At 71.5% G+C, this 16,273-nt stretch carries 16 protein-coding genes; 9 read left to right on the top strand and 7 right to left on the bottom strand.

Annotated features, from left to right (window positions below):
• Positions 1 to 199: 199 nt before the first annotated feature.
• Positions 200 to 1,189: an alpha/beta fold hydrolase gene (locus ACZ4TO_RS22365; RefSeq protein WP_382787681.1), complete on the bottom strand. Its 990-nt coding sequence runs from the start codon at positions 1,187 to 1,189 to the stop codon at positions 200 to 202.
• Positions 1,190 to 1,348: 159 nt separating this feature from the next.
• Here ACZ4TO_RS22365 and ACZ4TO_RS22360 point away from each other — a divergent pair, with 159 nt between their 5' ends.
• From ACZ4TO_RS22360 to ACZ4TO_RS22345, 4 genes are all read left to right on the top strand, one after another.
• A complete protein-coding gene (locus ACZ4TO_RS22360; RefSeq protein WP_351859124.1) occupies positions 1,349 to 1,567 on the top strand; it encodes a hypothetical protein in 219 nt (72 codons plus the stop codon).
• 243 nt (positions 1,568 to 1,810) lie between these two features.
• Positions 1,811 to 2,452 carry a TetR/AcrR family transcriptional regulator gene (locus ACZ4TO_RS22355; protein WP_361688809.1) on the top strand — a complete coding sequence of 214 codons (642 nt, stop codon included), beginning with the start codon at positions 1,811 to 1,813 and terminating at the stop codon, positions 2,450 to 2,452.
• Between the two features lie 246 nt (positions 2,453 to 2,698).
• Entirely contained in the window at positions 2,699 to 2,926 is a 228-nt protein-coding gene (locus ACZ4TO_RS22350; protein WP_028801993.1) for a DUF3107 domain-containing protein, read from the top strand.
• Positions 2,927 to 3,123: 197 nt separating this feature from the next.
• On the top strand, positions 3,124 to 3,393 hold the full coding sequence (locus tag ACZ4TO_RS22345) for a hypothetical protein (RefSeq protein ID WP_382787684.1): 270 nt from the start codon (positions 3,124 to 3,126) through the stop codon (positions 3,391 to 3,393).
• A gap of 61 nt (positions 3,394 to 3,454) precedes the next feature.
• Here ACZ4TO_RS22345 and ACZ4TO_RS22340 read toward each other — a convergent pair whose 3' ends face one another.
• Positions 3,455 to 4,216 (bottom strand): ferritin-like fold-containing protein, encoded by a 762-nt coding sequence (locus ACZ4TO_RS22340; protein ID WP_382787686.1) that lies wholly within the window; start codon positions 4,214 to 4,216, stop codon positions 3,455 to 3,457.
• 276 nt (positions 4,217 to 4,492) lie between these two features.
• On the opposite strand from ACZ4TO_RS22340, the gene ACZ4TO_RS22335 reads away from it, so the two are divergent.
• Positions 4,493 to 6,961, top strand: coding sequence for a DEAD/DEAH box helicase (locus ACZ4TO_RS22335; protein WP_468025029.1), 2,469 nt, complete (start codon positions 4,493 to 4,495; stop codon positions 6,959 to 6,961).
• 161 nt (positions 6,962 to 7,122) lie between these two features.
• Entirely contained in the window at positions 7,123 to 8,016 is an 894-nt protein-coding gene (locus tag ACZ4TO_RS22330; protein WP_468025028.1) for an alpha/beta fold hydrolase, read from the top strand.
• 66 nt (positions 8,017 to 8,082) lie between these two features.
• On the opposite strand, the gene ACZ4TO_RS22325 is transcribed toward ACZ4TO_RS22330, so the two are convergent.
• A complete protein-coding gene (locus tag ACZ4TO_RS22325; protein ID WP_382787692.1) occupies positions 8,083 to 8,979 on the bottom strand; it encodes an NYN domain-containing protein in 897 nt (298 codons plus the stop codon).
• Positions 8,980 to 9,208: 229 nt separating this feature from the next.
• On the opposite strand from ACZ4TO_RS22325, the gene ACZ4TO_RS22320 reads away from it, so the two are divergent.
• The gene (locus ACZ4TO_RS22320; protein ID WP_020136747.1) at positions 9,209 to 9,361 is read left to right on the top strand and encodes a hypothetical protein; all 153 of its coding nucleotides are present in this window, start codon (positions 9,209 to 9,211) and stop codon (positions 9,359 to 9,361) included.
• Positions 9,362 to 9,525: 164 nt separating this feature from the next.
• Here the strand turns inward: ACZ4TO_RS22320 and ACZ4TO_RS22315 are convergent, their stop codons facing one another.
• The 3 genes from ACZ4TO_RS22315 to ACZ4TO_RS22305 form a co-directional block, all read right to left on the bottom strand.
• Positions 9,526 to 10,131, bottom strand: coding sequence for a MarC family protein (locus ACZ4TO_RS22315; RefSeq protein WP_103548086.1), 606 nt, complete (start codon positions 10,129 to 10,131; stop codon positions 9,526 to 9,528).
• A 544-nt stretch (positions 10,132 to 10,675) separates the two neighbouring features.
• Complete coding sequence (locus ACZ4TO_RS22310; RefSeq protein ID WP_385043288.1) at positions 10,676 to 11,536, bottom strand: PHP domain-containing protein; 861 nt, start codon at positions 11,534 to 11,536, stop codon at positions 10,676 to 10,678.
• 200 nt (positions 11,537 to 11,736) lie between these two features.
• Positions 11,737 to 12,378, bottom strand: coding sequence for a DUF6758 family protein (locus tag ACZ4TO_RS22305; protein WP_382787697.1), 642 nt, complete (start codon positions 12,376 to 12,378; stop codon positions 11,737 to 11,739).
• Positions 12,379 to 12,541: 163 nt separating this feature from the next.
• Here ACZ4TO_RS22305 and ACZ4TO_RS22300 point away from each other — a divergent pair, with 163 nt between their 5' ends.
• A complete protein-coding gene (locus tag ACZ4TO_RS22300) occupies positions 12,542 to 13,795 on the top strand; it encodes an MFS transporter (RefSeq protein ID WP_382787699.1) in 1,254 nt (417 codons plus the stop codon).
• 153 nt (positions 13,796 to 13,948) lie between these two features.
• Here the strand turns inward: ACZ4TO_RS22300 and ACZ4TO_RS22295 are convergent, their stop codons facing one another.
• A complete protein-coding gene (locus tag ACZ4TO_RS22295; RefSeq protein ID WP_382787701.1) occupies positions 13,949 to 14,533 on the bottom strand; it encodes a suppressor of fused domain protein in 585 nt (194 codons plus the stop codon).
• 614 nt (positions 14,534 to 15,147) lie between these two features.
• On the opposite strand from ACZ4TO_RS22295, the gene ACZ4TO_RS22290 reads away from it, so the two are divergent.
• The gene (locus ACZ4TO_RS22290; protein WP_382787703.1) at positions 15,148 to 16,260 is read left to right on the top strand and encodes a magnesium and cobalt transport protein CorA; all 1,113 of its coding nucleotides are present in this window, start codon (positions 15,148 to 15,150) and stop codon (positions 16,258 to 16,260) included.
• The last annotated feature ends 13 nt before the right edge of the window (positions 16,261 to 16,273 follow it).

Below are 16,273 nucleotides of genomic sequence, written 5' to 3'. Positions count from 1 at the left end.
CGTGGTGCGCCGTGCTGCGGGGTGCCGCTCGCCGGCGGGTAGGGACCCAGGGAGCCCGGCGGACGGGTCGTCGCGCGGCGGGCGCCGTCCGGGCCCGTTGCCGGAGCGGGTGCCGCTTCCTCCGCCGGAACCGCCCGCGTCTGCGCGGTGTCCGTCTTGCCGGCCCGCCCCCGACGACTGTGTCGTCCCACTTCCCGCCTCAGCTCTCCGCGCCGATTGCCACCGAAGAGGTCAACTCCCCCTGGTCCGCCAGGAGTTCACGGAAGGCGGTGGCGACCGTCTCCGGATACTCCATCATGGCGACGTGCCCCGCCTCCGGCAGGGACAGCAGCCGGGAGTCGCGGAAGGCACGGGCCGCGCGCTGCGCCATACGGTAGCCGACAAGTTGGTCCCGGCCGCCGTAGACCAGGAGCGTCGGGGCGAGCACCCGTTCGGCCTGACGCCACAATCCGTGCTGCCCGCCGAGCGTGTAGGCGTTCACGACCCCGCGCGCCGAACGTGCCATGGCGTCCCAGAAATAGGGCAGGGCGAGCCGCCGCTCCATCTCCTCGACCGCGTGACGGAAACCCTCGGGAGTGACGATGCCGGGGTCGCCGTAACAGAGGGCCAGCACACCCCGTACGCGCTGCTCAGCGCTCCATTCCTTGGTGAGTCTCGTGAACAGTCCCGCCACCCCGGGCAGGGCGAGCAGAGCGGTCGGCCAGGCGGTGCGCTGGGCCCGGATCTCGGGCAGCGCGGGAGACACCAGCGTGAGCGTCCGGACGAGGTCGGGCCGCACCGCCGCGACGCGCGTGGTGACGGCTCCACCGAGGGAATTGCCGAAAAGATGTACTGGCCCGCGTCCGGACGCGTCGAGATGGCGGATGACCGCGCGCGCGTGTCCGGTGACCGAGTAGTCGCCGTCGTCCGGCGGCGGCGAGTCCCCGAAGCCCGGCAGATCGAGGGCCTCGCTGTCCACGACCCCGTCGAGCTCGGACATCAGCGCCGACCAGTTCTGCGAGGAGCCGCCCAGACCGTGCACGTACAGCGCGGGCGGAAGTCCCTCGCGGGCCGGCGGTCTCGACCGGATCGTCAGGGTCATGCCGGGCAGCCCGACCGATCGCAGCCGCTCCCCCTCGGCGACCCTGACGGCGCCGACCCGCGGCGTGAGACTCGCGGCCGGCGCGGAAGGAAGTTCGGTCGAAGACATGCCGCAATGTTACGAGACGATCACGCCGGGGCTCATGTGTTCGCCGTCACAGATCGCGGCCGGATCGCATAGCGTCCGGATCGCGTGTCTCCTAGGCTTCGAACGAGGGCACTCGTCCGGCACACAGGAGCGCACTCGTACCGTTCGGGAAGAGGAACCATGACAGTCGACCCGACAGACCCCGGAACGTTCGACGACCAGTTCCGGGAGATCCCCGACGCGGAGGCCCCGGAGGCCGACGCCGCCGAGCAGTCCGCGGAGCTGGACCCCGCGGACGACGTCGACCCGGAACCCCCGGGCGACCGCCTCAACGCCGACGACGGGGATCTGGCCGAGCAGGCCCGGGTCGTCCGTCTGAACGAGGACGACTACAGGTGACCCGGCGGCCACGAAGGCGGCCCGGCATCCACCCGCGAGCCGACGTCCGCGGGTGATCGGACATCGCTGATCAGGGCCGCCACGGCCGCACGATGCCCAGCTCGTCCCCTTCGGCACACTGTGCGCCGTCCCGGTCGGGGTCCGGTCCGTGAAATTCTGCGCTCGCACCGCACACAGCAGGGTTACCGAAAAGTACGATGGCGGCGCGGCGCACACCGCACGTGGACAACATTGGGAGGCGGCGTGACAGCCATCGAGCAGACAGAGGCAGCACGCCCGCGGGGCACTCGCCTGCCGCGCCGTGCCCGGCGCAACCAGCTCCTCGGCGCCGCCCAGGAAGTTTTCGTTGCGCAGGGATATCACTCGGCCGCCATGGACGACATCGCCGAACGCGCGGGAGTCAGCAAGCCGGTTCTCTACCAGCACTTCCCGGGAAAGCTCGATCTGTACCTCGCCCTGCTCGACCAGCACTGCGAGTCCCTGCTTCTGGCCGTACGGGCGGCGCTCGCGTCGACCACGGACAACAAGCTGCGCGTCCGCGCCACGATGGACGCCTACTTCGCGTACGTGGAGGACGACGGCGGCGCGTTCCGGCTGGTCTTCGAGTCCGACCTGACCAACGAGCCGGCGGTGCGCGAGCGCGTCGACAAGGTGACGCACGAATGCGCCGAGGCGATCTGTGACGTCATCGCGGAGGACACGGGTCTCTCGCGCGCGGAGTCGATGCTCCTGGCCTCGGGCCTCGGCGGTCTGGCCCAGGTGGTGGCCCGTTCCTGGCTGCACAGCGACCGCAGCGTCCCGCGCGACCAGGCGGTGCAGCTTCTGACCTCGCTCGCCTGGCGGGGCATCGCGGGATTCCCGCTGCACGGCACCGACCACCACTGATCCGACGGACCGCCGGTCCACCGGACCTCCGGATCTCCGGATCTCCGGATCTCCGGATCTCCGGATCTCCGGAACACCGACGCGGAGGAAGCGGCCGGGGCTCGCCCCCGGCCGCTTCTTTGTTCCCGTCGGCTGTTCGCTCCTGGCGTTCCCGGGCGGAGCGTGCGCGTCCCCTCGCCGGGCTAATGTGTGCTGCGTACGGCGCGTACGAACGCGCACATGACTGACCGTCGGAGGGACAAAGCCGTGGAGGTCAAGATCGGCGTGCAGCACGCGCCCCGCGAGATCGTTCTGGAGAGCGGTCAGACCCCGGAAGAGGTCGAGCGCGCGGTGTCCGAGGCGCTGGCCGGCAAGTCGCAGCTCCTGAGCCTCGTGGACGACCACGGCCGCAAGGTCCTGGTTCCGGCCGACCGGCTGGCGTACGTGGAGCTCGGCGAGCCCACGCAGCGCAAGGTCGGATTCAGCGCCCTGTAAGGCGACTGAACCACGCAGCAGTACGGGAAGGGCCCGGTGACGATGTCACCGGGCCCTTCCCGTGCGCACGCCCGTCTCCGCTCCCTCACCTCCGCAGATGGAGCACATGCCGGGCGGCGGGGAGGGTTGCGTTCCGATCGTCAGGGGTAGGACCGGCTACGACCGATTTGCACCGGCCGTGCGGGAGGGACCCCACCATGTTCTTGGAAGCGTTCGGCTCCGCGCTGATCGGTCTCGCGCTGGCATGGGCGGCCTCGTACCGCCTGCCCCACCGGCTGCCGTCCCGCAGTCTGGTCCTGTCGACCGGCGTGGCGGGAGCCCTGTTCGGTGCCTTCCTGACGCACTCGGCACTGGGCTCCGGCCACTTCCTGGCCATTCTTCTCGGCGCGGTGGCGGTCTCGGCGGCGCTGCTGTCCTTGCTGCTGCGCCCCGAGGAGCGTTTTCGACGCCGCTCGGCGACCGCGTAGACCCCTGCGAAGGCCCCGCGACCGCGAACCGCGCGCCTAGACCTCCGGCCCGGCCAAGGCCTCAGGCGGCCAGGCCCAGCGCGGCCATCCGCTTGGTGTGGGCCTCGGTGATCCGGGAGAACATCCGGCCGACCTCGGCGAGGTCGAATCCGTCCGCCACGCCGCCCACGAGCATCGTCGACAGGGCGTCGCGGTCGGCGACCACGCGCTGCGACTGGGACAGGGCCTCGCCCATCAGCCGGCGCGCCCACAGCGCGAGCCGGCCGCCCACGCGCGGGTCGGCGTCGATCGCGGCGCGCACCTTCTCGATGGCGAAACCGGCGTGCCCGGTGTCGTCGAGGACGCCGAGGACGAGCCCGCGGGTGTCCGAGTCGAGGCGGGCCGCGACCTCACGGTAGAAGTCACTGGCGATCGAGTCGCCGACGTACGCCTTGACGAGCCCCTCCAGCCAGTCCGAGGGGGCCGTCTGCCGGTGGAAGCCGTCGAGCGCGGCGACGAAGGGCTCCATCGCCTGCGTCGGCTCGGCGCCGATCGCGGCGAGCCGGTCCCGCAACTGCTCGAAGTGGTGGAACTCGGCGGACGCCATCTTCGCCAGCTCCGCCTTGTCGCTGAGCGTGGGCGCCAGCTTGGCGTCCTCCGCGAGCCGCTCGAACGCCGCGAGCTCGCCGTACGCGAGCGCTCCGAGCAGGTCCACGACCGCGGCGCGGTACTGGGGCTCGGCCGAGGCCGTCTCCCAGTTCTGCGCGGCGACTCCGGTGGCCGCGGGGGCGGTGTCGGCGGGGGCCTCGGCGGGCTTCTCAGCGGCGTTGTCAGGCGTCGTCATGAAGCGCACAATAGCCCGCTCACAGCACGAGGGAAGTCCCTGGTCAACCTGTGTGACGACGACTACGTGACCAAATCGGCCATCGCATGTGCGCGAATCCGGGGTATGGTGGTAATGCGCCCGGCGAGTATTCGACGGGCCGCACGAATGAGGATGCCCGGTCGGTGGCCCGATCGGCTCCGACCCGACAGCCCTCCACGTCGGTACGGCACATTGCGTACGACATCCGGAGGGAACCCTCAGCGGCACGAGAGCTCGAGCGTCGGCAGTGGTCCCATGCCACCCGGCCCGCCCGTCAAGAGCGGCCGACGTCCCCGGCACGGTCCCGACACGACCCCCGCGTTCGCCTCGCACCGCGTACACAGAAGAGGCAGCACCCTGACTACGACTTTCCGAGAGCTCGGAATCCTTCCTGAGACCGCCGAGGCCCTTGAGGCCGTCGGAATCGTCAACCCCTTCCCCATCCAGGAGATGACCCTCCCGGTCGCCCTCTCCGGCACCGACGTCATCGGCCAGGCCAAGACCGGCACCGGCAAGACGCTGGGCTTCGGCCTCCCCCTGCTGGAGCGCGTCACCGTCCCCGCGGACGTCGAGGCGGGCCGGGCCAAGCCCGAGCAGCTCACCGACGCCCCGCAGGCCCTCGTCGTCGTCCCGACGCGCGAGCTGTGCACCCAGGTGACCAACGACCTGCTGACCGCGGGCAAGGTCCGCAACGTACGCGTCCTGGCCATCTACGGCGGCCGTGCGTACGAGCCCCAGGTGGAGGCCCTGAAGAAGGGCGTCGACGTCATCGTCGGCACCCCGGGCCGACTGCTGGACCTCGCGGGCCAGAAGAAGCTCAACCTCAAGCACATCAAGGCGCTCGTCCTCGACGAGGCCGACGAGATGCTCGACCTGGGCTTCCTGCCCGACGTCGAGAAGATCATGAACATGCTGCCGGCCCGCCGTCAGACGATGCTGTTCTCGGCGACCATGCCGGGCGCGGTCATCGGTCTCGCGCGCCGCTACATGTCGCAGCCCACCCACATCCGCGCCGCCGCGCCGGACGACTCGGGCGCGACGGTCGCGAACACGAAGCAGTTCGTGTACCGCGCCCACAACATGGACAAGCCGGAGATGGTCTCGCGCATACTGCAGGCCGACGGCCGCGGTCTCGCGATGGTCTTCTGCCGCACCAAGCGGACGGCGGCGGACCTCGCCGACCAGCTCCAGCAGCGCGGCTTCGCCTCCGGCGCGGTCCACGGCGACCTCGGCCAGGGTGCCCGCGAGCAGGCGCTGCGCGCCTTCCGCAACGGCAAGGTCGACGTCCTCGTCTGCACCGACGTCGCCGCCCGCGGTATCGACGTCGAGGGTGTCACCCACGTCATCAACTACCAGTCCCCCGAGGACGAGAAGACGTACCTGCACCGCATCGGCCGCACCGGCCGCGCGGGTGCCAAGGGCATCGCGATCACCCTCGTCGACTGGGACGACATCCCGCGCTGGCAGCTCATCAACAAGGCGCTGGACCTCGGTTTCCCGGCCCCGCCGGAGACGTACTCGACCTCTCCTCACTTCTTCGAGGAGCTCAGCATCCCGGCCGGCACCAAGGGTGTCCTGCCGCGTTCCGAGCGCACCCGCGCCGGGCTCGCGGCCGAGGAGGTCGAGGACCTGGGCGAGACCGGTGGCCGTGGCGGCCCGCGTGGCCGCGGTGGCCGTTCGGCCGCGCCGGCGACCACCGAGCGTGAGCGCGCTCCGCGTACGCCCCGCCAGCGCCGTCGTACGCGCAACGGAGCGCCCGCGGAGGAGACGTCCGCGTCCACGGCCGCTCCGGCGTCCTCGGAGTCGCCCGCGTCCGTCGAGAGCAACGAGCCCCGCACGCCGCGCCGCCGTCGGCGCACGCGCGGTGGAGCGGGCGAGGCCGTGGCGGCCGCCGCCCCCGTGACCGAGGCCGCGGAATCCGCCGTGGCGACGGCCGAGGGCGTCACCGACGAGCCGGCCGCGCCGCGCCGTCGCCGGACCCGCAGGAGCGCCGCGACCGCCGTCGAGACGGCGGAGGCCGTGGTGACCGCCGCCGAGGCGGTCGTCGAGAGCGCCGCCGCCGAGATCGTCGCCGAGGCTCCGGCCAAGCCGGCCCGCCGCCGCACCCGCAAGACGGTCGAGACGGCACCCGCCGCCGAGACGGTCACCGAGGCCGTCGAGGTCGTCGAGGCTCCGGCCAAGCCCGCGCGCCGCCGGACCCGCAAGGCCGCGGAGGCCGCCGTCGACACCGTCGAGGCCCCCGCGACCGAGGTCACCGAGACGGTCACCAAGCCTCGGCGCACCCGTGCCAAGGCCGCGACCGCCGAGGTCACCGAGGCCGCCGAGGCGACCGACACCGAGGCCAAGCCCGTGCGCCGACGCACCCGCAAGGCCGTCGCCGACGCCGAGATCCCGGCCCAGGCCGCCGAAGCCGCGGAGGCCAAGCCCGCGCGCCGCCGGACCCGCAAGGCCGCGGAGGCCGCCGTCGACACCGTCGAGGCCCCCGCGACCGAGGTCACCGAGACGGTCACCAAGCCGCGGCGCACCCGCGCCAAGGCCGCGACCACGGACGTCACCGAGGCCGCCGAGGCGACCGACACCGAGGCCAAGCCCGTGCGCCGACGCACCCGCAAGGCCGTCGCCGACGCCGAGATCCCGGCCCAGGCCGCCGAAGCCGCGGAGGCCAAGCCCGCCACGCGCCGCCGCACCCGCAAGGCAGCGGCCACGGAGCCCACGGAGAGCTGATCTCTCGTTCGACGGCCCGGTCCCCCATCCGGTGGGGCCGGGCCGTCGGCGTTTCCCGGCCCCGCCTCCGCCGCCGGACCGCGGCGGACTTCACCGGGGAACGGCCCGGGGGCAACGCACCCGTCGAGCGGCCGTCGCCGACGCCCGATAGCCTCCTCGGCATGAGCAGGCCCTACACGTTCGTTCCGCCCGCCGGTGTCCGCGCGTACCGGTTGTCCACCGCGCGCGGCGAGTTCGCCGTGCTCGACGCCTCGCCACAAGGGCGGCCCAAGGGGACCGCCCTGTTGCTGCCCGGATTCACCGGCAGCAAGGAGGACTTCATCGCGCTGCACGTGCCGTTGGCTGCGGCGGGCTACCGGACGGTGGCCGTGGACGGGCGCGGACAGTTCGAGACCGACGGACCTCGTGACGACGAATCGGCTTACGCGCAGAGCGAGTTGGCGCAGGACGTGCTCGCGCAGGCCGCGGCCGTCGGCACTCCGCTGCACCTCGTGGGGCACTCGCTCGGCGGACAGATAGCCCGTGCCGCGGTGCTGCTCGACGCGTCGCCGTTCGTGTCCCTGACGCTCATGGCCTCCGGCCCCGCGCAGATCTCCTCGACGCAGCAGCAGCGCGTCAAGCTGCTGCGGGACGCGCTGGCCGTGATGAGCATGGCCGAGGTGTGGGAGGCCATCCAGGCGATGGAGTCCCCCGAGGAGACCGACACGGGCGGGCTGGACGCGGGGCTCGACGACCTCGCCGACCTGCGCCGCCGCTGGCTCGGCAACAGTCCCGCCCAGCTCGTCGCCACGGGCCGCCAGCTCTGCCAGGAGCCGGACCGGGTCGCCGAACTGGCCGCCGTCCCGCTCCCGAAGCATGTGCTGTCGGGCGAGCACGACGACACCTGGCCGGTCGCCCTGCTGGATGCGATGGCCGTACGGCTGGACGCGCGCCGCACGGTCGTGGAGGGCGCGGAACACTCCCCCAACGCCGACCAGCCGCTGGAGACCGCCCACGCCCTGGCCGCGTTCTGGGACGGCACACGGCCCACGAGCGCTCCCGACGGCTCGGGCTGACGCGACTCCCGGCTGCCCCGACCGCCACCGCCACGGACGCCGACAGCGGGCCTTCGGCGGCGTCGGCTAGTACTGCCCCTGAAGGTGCTCCCAGAAGCCGTCCCGCAGGGCGCGGCGCAGGTCCGACTGGCCGCGCAGCGAGTACTGGAGCAGGCCCTCCGCCTCGACCAGCAGGTCCTGGTCGACCGAGCCGGGCAGATAGGGGTGCCCCGGCAGCAGCTCGGCCAGGGACTCGCGGCCGCGGGCGGCCAGCCACTTCGCGGCGATCTGGGCGCCCACGAAGCGCACGTCCTCCCGGGTGGGCCGGACCGCCGCCGCCGGATCGTACGACTGGGCGGTCCGCCGGGCCACATACGGCTTGAAGAAGTCGAGGTCGAGCGTGCGCTGGCTGTCGACCTCCCAGAGCAGCGGCTCGGCCTGGTTGCCGCCCTCCGGCGCCTCGATGCCCCAGAGGTGGACCCGGGCGCCGTAGCCCTGCGCCGCCTCGACCGCCGAGACGAGGTCCTCGTCGCCGCCGAGCAGGGCCGCGTCGCTGATGGCGCGGTGCCGGGCGAGGGACTCCAGGTCCGAGCGGATGAGTGAATCGACGCCCTTCTGCTGGTTGTTGGCGTTCAGGTTGCCCAACCGGACCTTCACGTCCGGGAGTTCGGCGATGGACTGCTGTTCCGCCGTGTGGATGCGGCGCCGTGCTCCGTCGTACCAGTAGACGCGCAGCAGCCGGCTGTCGGCGAAGATCGTGCGGGCACGGTCGATGAGTGCCTCGATGAGGCCCTCGGTGTCCAGGTCGAACGAACGGCGGTCCTCCGTGCCGGCGACGAGGCGCCCCGCGGCCGCGTACAGATATCCGGCGTCGACGAAGATCGCGTGGGTGGAGGGGGTCTTCGCGACCTCGGCGAGCATGCGCTGCAGGAGCTCGTTCGTACGGTCTATGCGGGCGGCCAGGGCCGCGTGGTCGTCGTTCATCGCTGCCCATTGTCCCGGCGGTCACGCTGCGAACACAACCGGCGCCGTTCGGTCTCCGCCACCCGGGCTACCCGCGGGTAATTAGGTTCTCGAAAAATTTCCTTAGCGTAGGGAATGTTTGTAACACGCACCCCGTTGACTCCCTGTGTGAGCGAGTGCAGAGATGCCTCGCTCGCCACACACTCAAGTAGTTCTCCTCAGGAGGATGACCAGACGAAGGGAGAAGCCCATGCGCTTCGAAATCATGCGACTCGACGATGTCGACGGCACGCCCGTGGACAGCACTGTCGTGGACGCCGCCTCCGTCAACCGGATCGTTCAGCAGGCCGCCGCCATCGGGCAGCGACTGTGGATCCGCCCGGCCGACACCACCGCCTCGTAACGACGACGACCGTCCGCTCCGCCGTACGAGGACGCGCCGAAAGCGCCTCGTGGACGCGAAGGGCGTAGCGGACAGCAGACGCTTCACAGACTTCGGAGCCCCGCACGGCGACATGCCGTGCGGGGCTCCGTTCGTATACGCGACGTGGACGCCACGCCGGGCCGTCAGCTCCCGTGGATCACCTGGGTGACGCCGTTGATGATCTGCTGCACCGCGATGGCGGAGAGCATCATGCCCGCGAGCCGGGTCACCAGGACCACTCCGCCGTCCTTGATGACGCGGATGATCAGCAGCGAGTACCGCATCACGACCCACAGCACGACGTGGATCGCGAGGATCGCGGTCCACACGGAGACCTGGGTGGCGACCGAGTCGGCCTTCTGCACCGCGAGGATCACGGACACGATCGCGCCGGGCCCGGCCAGCAGCGGCATGCCGAGGGGCACGAGGGCGACGTTGACGTCCTTGGTCTGCTTCGGCTCGTCCGTCTTGCCGGTGAGCAGGTCGAGCGCGATGAGCAGGAGCAGCAGTCCGCCCGCGATCATCAGCGCGGGCACGGAGACGTGCAGGTAGTCCAGGATCTGGTGTCCGAGGAGCCCGAAGACGGTGATGACGCCGCCAGCGACGCAGACCGCCTGGACGGCCATCCGCCGCTGCACCCGGGCGGGGCGGCCGGCGGTGAGCGCCAGGAAGATCGGGGTGATCCCGGGGGGATCCATGATGACGAAGAGCGTGAGGAACAGGGAGCCGAAGACGGCGACGTCGAACATGGTGAGGGAAGCCTTGCGAGGTGGTGGGAGGAGGTGGGCGGGTCTTCCGGCCACCGTTTCGGGCAGTTCGTCCCGCGGCGCGGAACGGGGGGCATAAGCGGTCCCGGGACACGGACCGGCCGGTGCGACCGGTCCCGCGGCACGGAACGAGCCGCACACGACCGGTGCGCCGACACGCAACAGACGGCACGACCGCGGTCCGACGGCACGCACCGGGCGCCACGTCCGATTCCGCGAGGCGGAACGGGCGGCATGACCTTTCGGGGCCGGCGGCCCCGAGAGGACCGGGTCACCGGGAACGTGACCCGGCGGCGCACCAGGACGCACGTGACATCCCGCCGGACCGGACGCGGGCGCGGGAGCGCGCGCGATCCGGAGGAGGCGGCAGAGGGCGTACCAGGAGGGTTACGGCACCGGGCAGGTCCGTACGGGCCTCACGTACCGGTCCCGACGCGTACCGGCCCGCCGGTGCGACCTCGGCAGAAGACGCGCGGCGGTCAGGGGCGGCTCAGCGGGACCCGCGTGGCGCGGAACGTCCGGGGAGTCAGACGGCTCCACCCGCGCCCGGTACCGGGAACGCCCCGGTGGCACGGCGGGTGATCTCCCCGTAGACCTCGGGGTCGGTCGTGAACTCCCCGAGCACACAGGTCTTGCGGCTGCCGTGGTAGTCGGACGAGCCGGTGGTCAGCAGCCCCAGTTCGGAGGCCAGACCGCGCAGCCGTGCCCGGGTGGCCGGCTCGTGGTCCATGTGGTCGACCTCGATGCCGTCGAGACCCGCGCCGGCCAGTTCCGCGACGACCGATTCCGGCACGGTCCGGCCCCGCTTGGCGGCGGCGGGGTGCGCGAAGACGGTGACGCCTCCGGCCCCCTTGACCAGCCGGATCGCCTCGAAGGGGTCGGTCTCGTGCTTGGGGACGTAGGCGCGGCCCCCGTCGGCCAGCCACTGCTCGGTGAAGGCGTCGGAGACGCTGTCGACGACGCCCAGCTCGACCAGCGCGGAGGCGACGTGCGGGCGGCCGACCGAGCCGTCGCCCGCGATGCGCGCCACTTGCTCCCAGGTGATCGGCACGCCGAGTTCCCGGAGTCTGGCGATCATCCCCTGGGCCCGCGGCACCCGGTCGTCCCGGATCAGTTCGCGCTCGGCGAGCAGGGCCGCGTCCTCGGGGTCGAAGAGGTAGGCCAGCATGTGCATGCTGATGCCGTCGATCCGGCAGGAGAGTTCGGCGCCGGTGACGAGGGTGAGCCCCTCGGGCAGTGCGGCGATCGCCTCGGCGTGGCCGCGCGTGGTGTCGTGGTCGGTCAGCGCCACGACGTCCAGACCGGCGGCGGCCGCGTTGCGCACCAGCTCGGCGGGGGTGTCCGTACCGTCGGAAGCGGTGGAGTGGGCGTGCAGGTCGATACGCACTACGCGGACTCCAGGCGGTGACGGGACGGTCGGGACGCTCAAGGATAGCGGGAATCGACCCCCCTCTGTCACACCCGCACCAGGGGAGCACCCCCTACACCACCGCGCCACCCGGACACCCTTGAACCAAATCGAGGGCCCGCGACGCTCCCCGCCTCAGGGCGCACGGCACACGCCGTCCGGGCCCCCGAGGGCCCGGGCTACGGCTCCAGGATGCGCGGCGACAACGCTCCGCACGGCAGCAGGTCGACCTCGGCGCCCGCGTCGCGCAGATCCGTCAGGACCAGTTCGTCGTACATCAGCAGCCCGGTCTGCTCGGGCCACACGACCGCCCACAGCCACAGCCCCCGCGCCTCGCCCGCGAACACGGCGCGGTCGTCGGGTGAGCCGGTGACATGCCAGAGCGGGGTGGGCCGGCCGGCCGCGAGGACCTTCGCCTGAGGCGGTTTCTCGACGCTCATGTACGGGCCGGGGTCGGGGCCGTCCATGCCCGCGTACCGCGCGCCGAGGCCGACGCCCAGCTCCTCGGCGACGAGGATCAGCTCACCCATGCCGCCCAGCGGTCCGGGCCCCGAGCAGGCGATGGCGGTAGCCCTGCCCCCGCTGCGGTCGTCCCCCGCGAACGCCGCTCCGGTGAACAGCCAGCCGACCGGCAGCGGCCACGGCATCCACACCGGTACCCGGGCGCGGTGCACGACCACACCGAGGGCCTCGACGCTGGGCGGGATCACGGGCTGCAGCGGATGCACCGTGCCGTGCACATCGCACTGCCAGGAATCGGCAAAGAGGCCGGGAGCCCTGACCCGGCCACCACACTTCGGGCAACTGGGTTCGCCCCTCATAGGGCTCAACGGTCCTCCCCGTCCTTGCCCGCGTCAAGGACGATCACCCGTCCGGCATGGACCGGCCACGCCAAAAACTACATGCATCTTGCATTTATTAGCTCACCTAACTTATTGTGTGTATAGGCCAACGATCCAGTCGGCGCACAGTGAGGGAGCGGGCATGATCAACAGCACGGAAGGCCCCGCGGAGGGCGACACGTTCGACGCGGGCGCGGGTGGCCTCCTGCGTCAGCCGAGGGCCGTCTGGGCGACCGCCGGAGCGTCCGTCGTCGCCTTCATGGGCATCGGACTCGTCGACCCGATCCTGCCGTCCATCGCCCAGGGACTGGACGCCACCGCCGGCCAGGTGTCCCTGCTCTTCACCTCGTACTTCCTGATCACCGCGTTCGCGATGCTGCTGACCGGCTTCGTCTCCAGCCGGATCGGCGGGCGGCGGACCCTGCTGCTCGGCCTCGCCCTCGTCGTGGTCTTCGCCGGTCTCGCCGGCACCTCGGGGTCGGTCGGCGAGCTCGTCGGCTTCCGGGCCGGCTGGGGACTCGGCAACGCGCTGTTCGTCTCCACCGCCCTCGCCGTCATCGTCGGCGCGGCGGCCGGCGGCAGCGCGGCCGCGATCCTGCTGTACGAGTCCGCGCTGGGCCTCGGCATGGCCTGCGGGCCGCTGCTGGGCGCCCTGCTCGGCAACGCGAGCTGGCGCTACCCGTTCTTCGGCACCGCCTTCCTGATGGCGATCGGCTTCCTGTGCATCACGGCGTTCCTCAAGGAGCAGCCGAAGCCCGCGCGCAGGACCTCGCTGCTCGACCCGCTGCGCGCGCTCGGCCACGGCGGTCTGGCCTCGGCCGCGGCCTCCGCGTTCTTCTACAACTACACGTTCTTCACCGTGCTGGCCTTCACCCCGTTCGTGCTGAACATGACGCCGTACAAATCCGGCGCGGTGTTCTTCTGCTGGGGTCTGCTGCTCGCGGTCTTCTCGGTGATCGTGGCGCCCCGGATGCAGGCGCGGTTCGGCTCGCTGAAGGTGCTGGGCGGCTCCCTGGTCCTGCTCGCCGCCGACGTGCTCGCCCTCGGCTACGGCGACCACACCACCGCGATCGTCTGCACGATCCTGTCCGGCGCCTTCATCGGCGTGAACAACACCGTCTACACGGAACTGGCCCTCGGGGTCTCCGACGCCCCGCGCCCGGTGGCGAGCGCCGGCTACAACTTCGTGCGCTGGTTCGCGGCCGCGGCGGCGCCGTACTTCGCCCCGAAGATCGAGGAGTGGAGCAACATCCGCGTCCCGTTCGTCGTCGCCGCGGTCACCGCGCTGCTGGGCGCGGCCGTGGTCTACGTACGGCGTACGGCGCTCACCGAGAAGGCCGAGGAGCTGGAACCGGTCCACGCCACCGAGGACGGCGTCACGGTCTTCGCCAACTGAGCCGTCGAGAGCGGTACGTGACGGACCGGCACAAGGCTCGACCACCGGAGAGCGGACCTGGGCACCGCCTGACGGAACTCGACGCCGAGGAACGGGACTCGGCGCCGGAGCAAGAGACCTGACGGCTCACCACATACGGCGTCCCGTGACCCGTCAGTCCAGGGAGACGGACCTGCGCAGCGGATCGCGCAGGTCCGTTCCGCCGTTCAGCCAGCGCTCCTGGAGGGCGCCGGCGCCGTGGACGCGCTTCCAGGCGGCCTCGTTGGGCGTCATGGGGAGCAGCGGCAGGAAACGTACGGGGTCGGCGGGAGCGTCCAGCTCCAGGTCCTCCACGAGACCGCCGGCCTCGGCGACCAGGACGGAGGTGAACGGCGCGCCGGGCCAGAGGGGTTCACCCACGTCGAGCGAGGCGCCCGGGGCCACGATCAGACCCTCGACCTGGGGCGAGGCGGCGAGCACGGCCAGCGGGCGCAGCACCTTGTCGGTGTCGGTCCCGGCCGGACGCACCGAGAGGACCAGCTCGGCGCGCGGGCCCTTCACCGGATCCGCGAGCACGGCGGTCGGGTCCGCCATCGGCTGGGCGGACATGCCGAGGGTGGCGTAGCGCACGATGTCGCCCTCGGTGAACCGCAGCACCTCGATGCGGTCGGTGCCCAGGAAGGTGACCGCGGCCCGCGCGTCGGGTTCGCCCAGCGCGGAGCGCAAACGGGCCTCGACCAGAGGAAGAACATCAGCCATGAACCGAGCATAGGCGGCGTCAATTGCGCCACGGCGCACCGGACCCCGGTCAACAACGCGCAAAGCGGGGCCTTGACGTATCGGTGCGCTGATACTCTTGGCCGCTGGTCGGAGCAGTGCATGACTGAGGGCCCCCAGACCCTCTTGGCACTGCGGGAGTTGCTCCCGTACTCCGGCGCACTGAGACTGATCCGACTCCCCTTCGGAGGGAGCCGGACTCCCCCGCGGGGGATGGACCGTCCCTCACGGGGGACCGACCGGAGGAGGTGGGGCTGCAATGGATCGAAGTCGATCGTGCAGTACCACCCGCTCTTCCGGTCGCTGAGTACGTAGCTGGTTCAGCCGGGCCTTCGGCCCTGCCGGCTGCCGCCCCCCGCAATCGTGTGCACACGTGTCAGCGTCGCCCGGTGCACCACGGAAGAGCGCTTCGTTTCCGCCTGATCTGTCCGATCTGAACCCCTGATCTGTCCGATCTGAATCAACAGCGAAGCTGCCACCGCGACGGTGCGGTGCTCCCCGCTTTGTGGACGTGCCAAACATCCGCAGTCAGGACGTCCCCATTCCGGGTAGTTCCAACCGTCGCCGGCCGCCTCCGCCGCGAGAAGGAGCCTGCCATGTCGATGATCCGTGACCTGCGTGCCGCGGTCCGCCCCCGTCCCTCCCTGCGCAAGGACAGTGGCTCGTACGACACCACCCGCGACCCCGCCACTCCGTCGGCCGTGGTCGACTGCGCCGTCTACCGCGACGGCGCCCGGGTCGAGACGCGCACACCGCTCACGCCGCAGGAGGCCATGCGCCAGGTGCGGCGCGACGGCGGCTTCGTGTGGATCGGCCTGCACGAGCCCACCGAGGACGAATTCGCCGGTATCGCCCGCGAGTTCGGGCTGCACCCGCTGGCCGTCGAGGACGCCGTCCAGGCCCACCAGCGGCCCAAGCTGGAGCGCTACGACGACTCCCTGTTCACCGTCTTCAAGACCATCCACTACGTCGAGCACGACCGGCTGACGGCGACCAGCGAGATCGTCGAGACCGGCGAGGTCATGTGCTTCACCGGCGGGGACTTCTTCATCACCGTCCGGCACGGCGGGCAGGGCTCGCTGCGCGCGCTGCGGCACCGCCTCCAGGACGACCCCGAGCTGCTCGCCAAGGGCCCCTCGGCGGTGCTGCACGCGATCGCCGACCATGTCGTCGACGGCTACATCGCGGTCGCGGACGCCGTCCAGGACGACATCGACGAGGTCGAGACCGAGGTGTTCTCGCCGGGCCGCAAGGGCACCCCGCGCGGCACCGACGCCGGGCAGATCTACCAGCTCAAGCGCGAGGTGCTGGAGTTCAAGCGGGCGGTGTCGCCGCTGCTGCGGCCCATGCAGCTCCTGAGCGAGCGCCCGATGCGGCTCATCGACCCCGACATCCAGAAGTACTTCCGTGACGTCGCCGACCACCTCGCGCGCGTCCAGGAGCAGGTCCTCGGCTTCGACGAACTGCTCAACTCGATCCTCCAGGCGAACCTCGCCCAGGCCTCCGTGGCGCAGAACGAGGACATGCGCAAGATCACCTCGTGGGCCGCGATCGTCGCCGTACCGACGATGGTGTGCGGTGTGTACGGCATGAACTTCGAGCACATGCCCGAGCTGCACGCGCGCTACGGCTACCCGGTGGTCATGGGCATCACGGTCGGCCTGTGTCTGTCCATCCACCGCATCCTGAAGCGCAACGGCTGGCTGTAGCGGGGGCCGGCCG

This window comes from Streptomyces sp. NPDC028298, assembly GCF_055565895.1.
This window is presented reverse-complemented; position numbering and strand designations above follow the sequence as displayed.

Coding starts and splice junctions, on each gene's coding strand:
- ACZ4TO_RS22365 (WP_382787681.1), bottom strand. CDS start 1,189: ATGTCTTCGACCGAACTTCCTTCCGCGCCGGCCGCGAGTCTCACGCCG.
- ACZ4TO_RS22360 (WP_351859124.1), top strand. CDS start 1,349: ATGACAGTCGACCCGACAGACCCCGGAACGTTCGACGACCAGTTCCGG.
- ACZ4TO_RS22345 (WP_382787684.1), top strand. CDS start 3,124: ATGTTCTTGGAAGCGTTCGGCTCCGCGCTGATCGGTCTCGCGCTGGCA.
- ACZ4TO_RS22340 (WP_382787686.1), bottom strand. CDS start 4,216: ATGACGACGCCTGACAACGCCGCTGAGAAGCCCGCCGAGGCCCCCGCC.
- ACZ4TO_RS22335 (WP_468025029.1), top strand. CDS start 4,493: ATGCCACCCGGCCCGCCCGTCAAGAGCGGCCGACGTCCCCGGCACGGT.
- ACZ4TO_RS22330 (WP_468025028.1), top strand. CDS start 7,123: ATGAGCAGGCCCTACACGTTCGTTCCGCCCGCCGGTGTCCGCGCGTAC.
- ACZ4TO_RS22325 (WP_382787692.1), bottom strand. CDS start 8,979: ATGAACGACGACCACGCGGCCCTGGCCGCCCGCATAGACCGTACGAAC.
- ACZ4TO_RS22320 (WP_020136747.1), top strand. CDS start 9,209: ATGCGCTTCGAAATCATGCGACTCGACGATGTCGACGGCACGCCCGTG.
- ACZ4TO_RS22315 (WP_103548086.1), bottom strand. CDS start 10,131: ATGTTCGACGTCGCCGTCTTCGGCTCCCTGTTCCTCACGCTCTTCGTC.
- ACZ4TO_RS22305 (WP_382787697.1), bottom strand. CDS start 12,378: ATGAGGGGCGAACCCAGTTGCCCGAAGTGTGGTGGCCGGGTCAGGGCT.
- ACZ4TO_RS22300 (WP_382787699.1), top strand. CDS start 12,542: ATGATCAACAGCACGGAAGGCCCCGCGGAGGGCGACACGTTCGACGCG.
- ACZ4TO_RS22295 (WP_382787701.1), bottom strand. CDS start 14,533: ATGGCTGATGTTCTTCCTCTGGTCGAGGCCCGTTTGCGCTCCGCGCTG.
- ACZ4TO_RS22290 (WP_382787703.1), top strand. CDS start 15,148: ATGTCGATGATCCGTGACCTGCGTGCCGCGGTCCGCCCCCGTCCCTCC.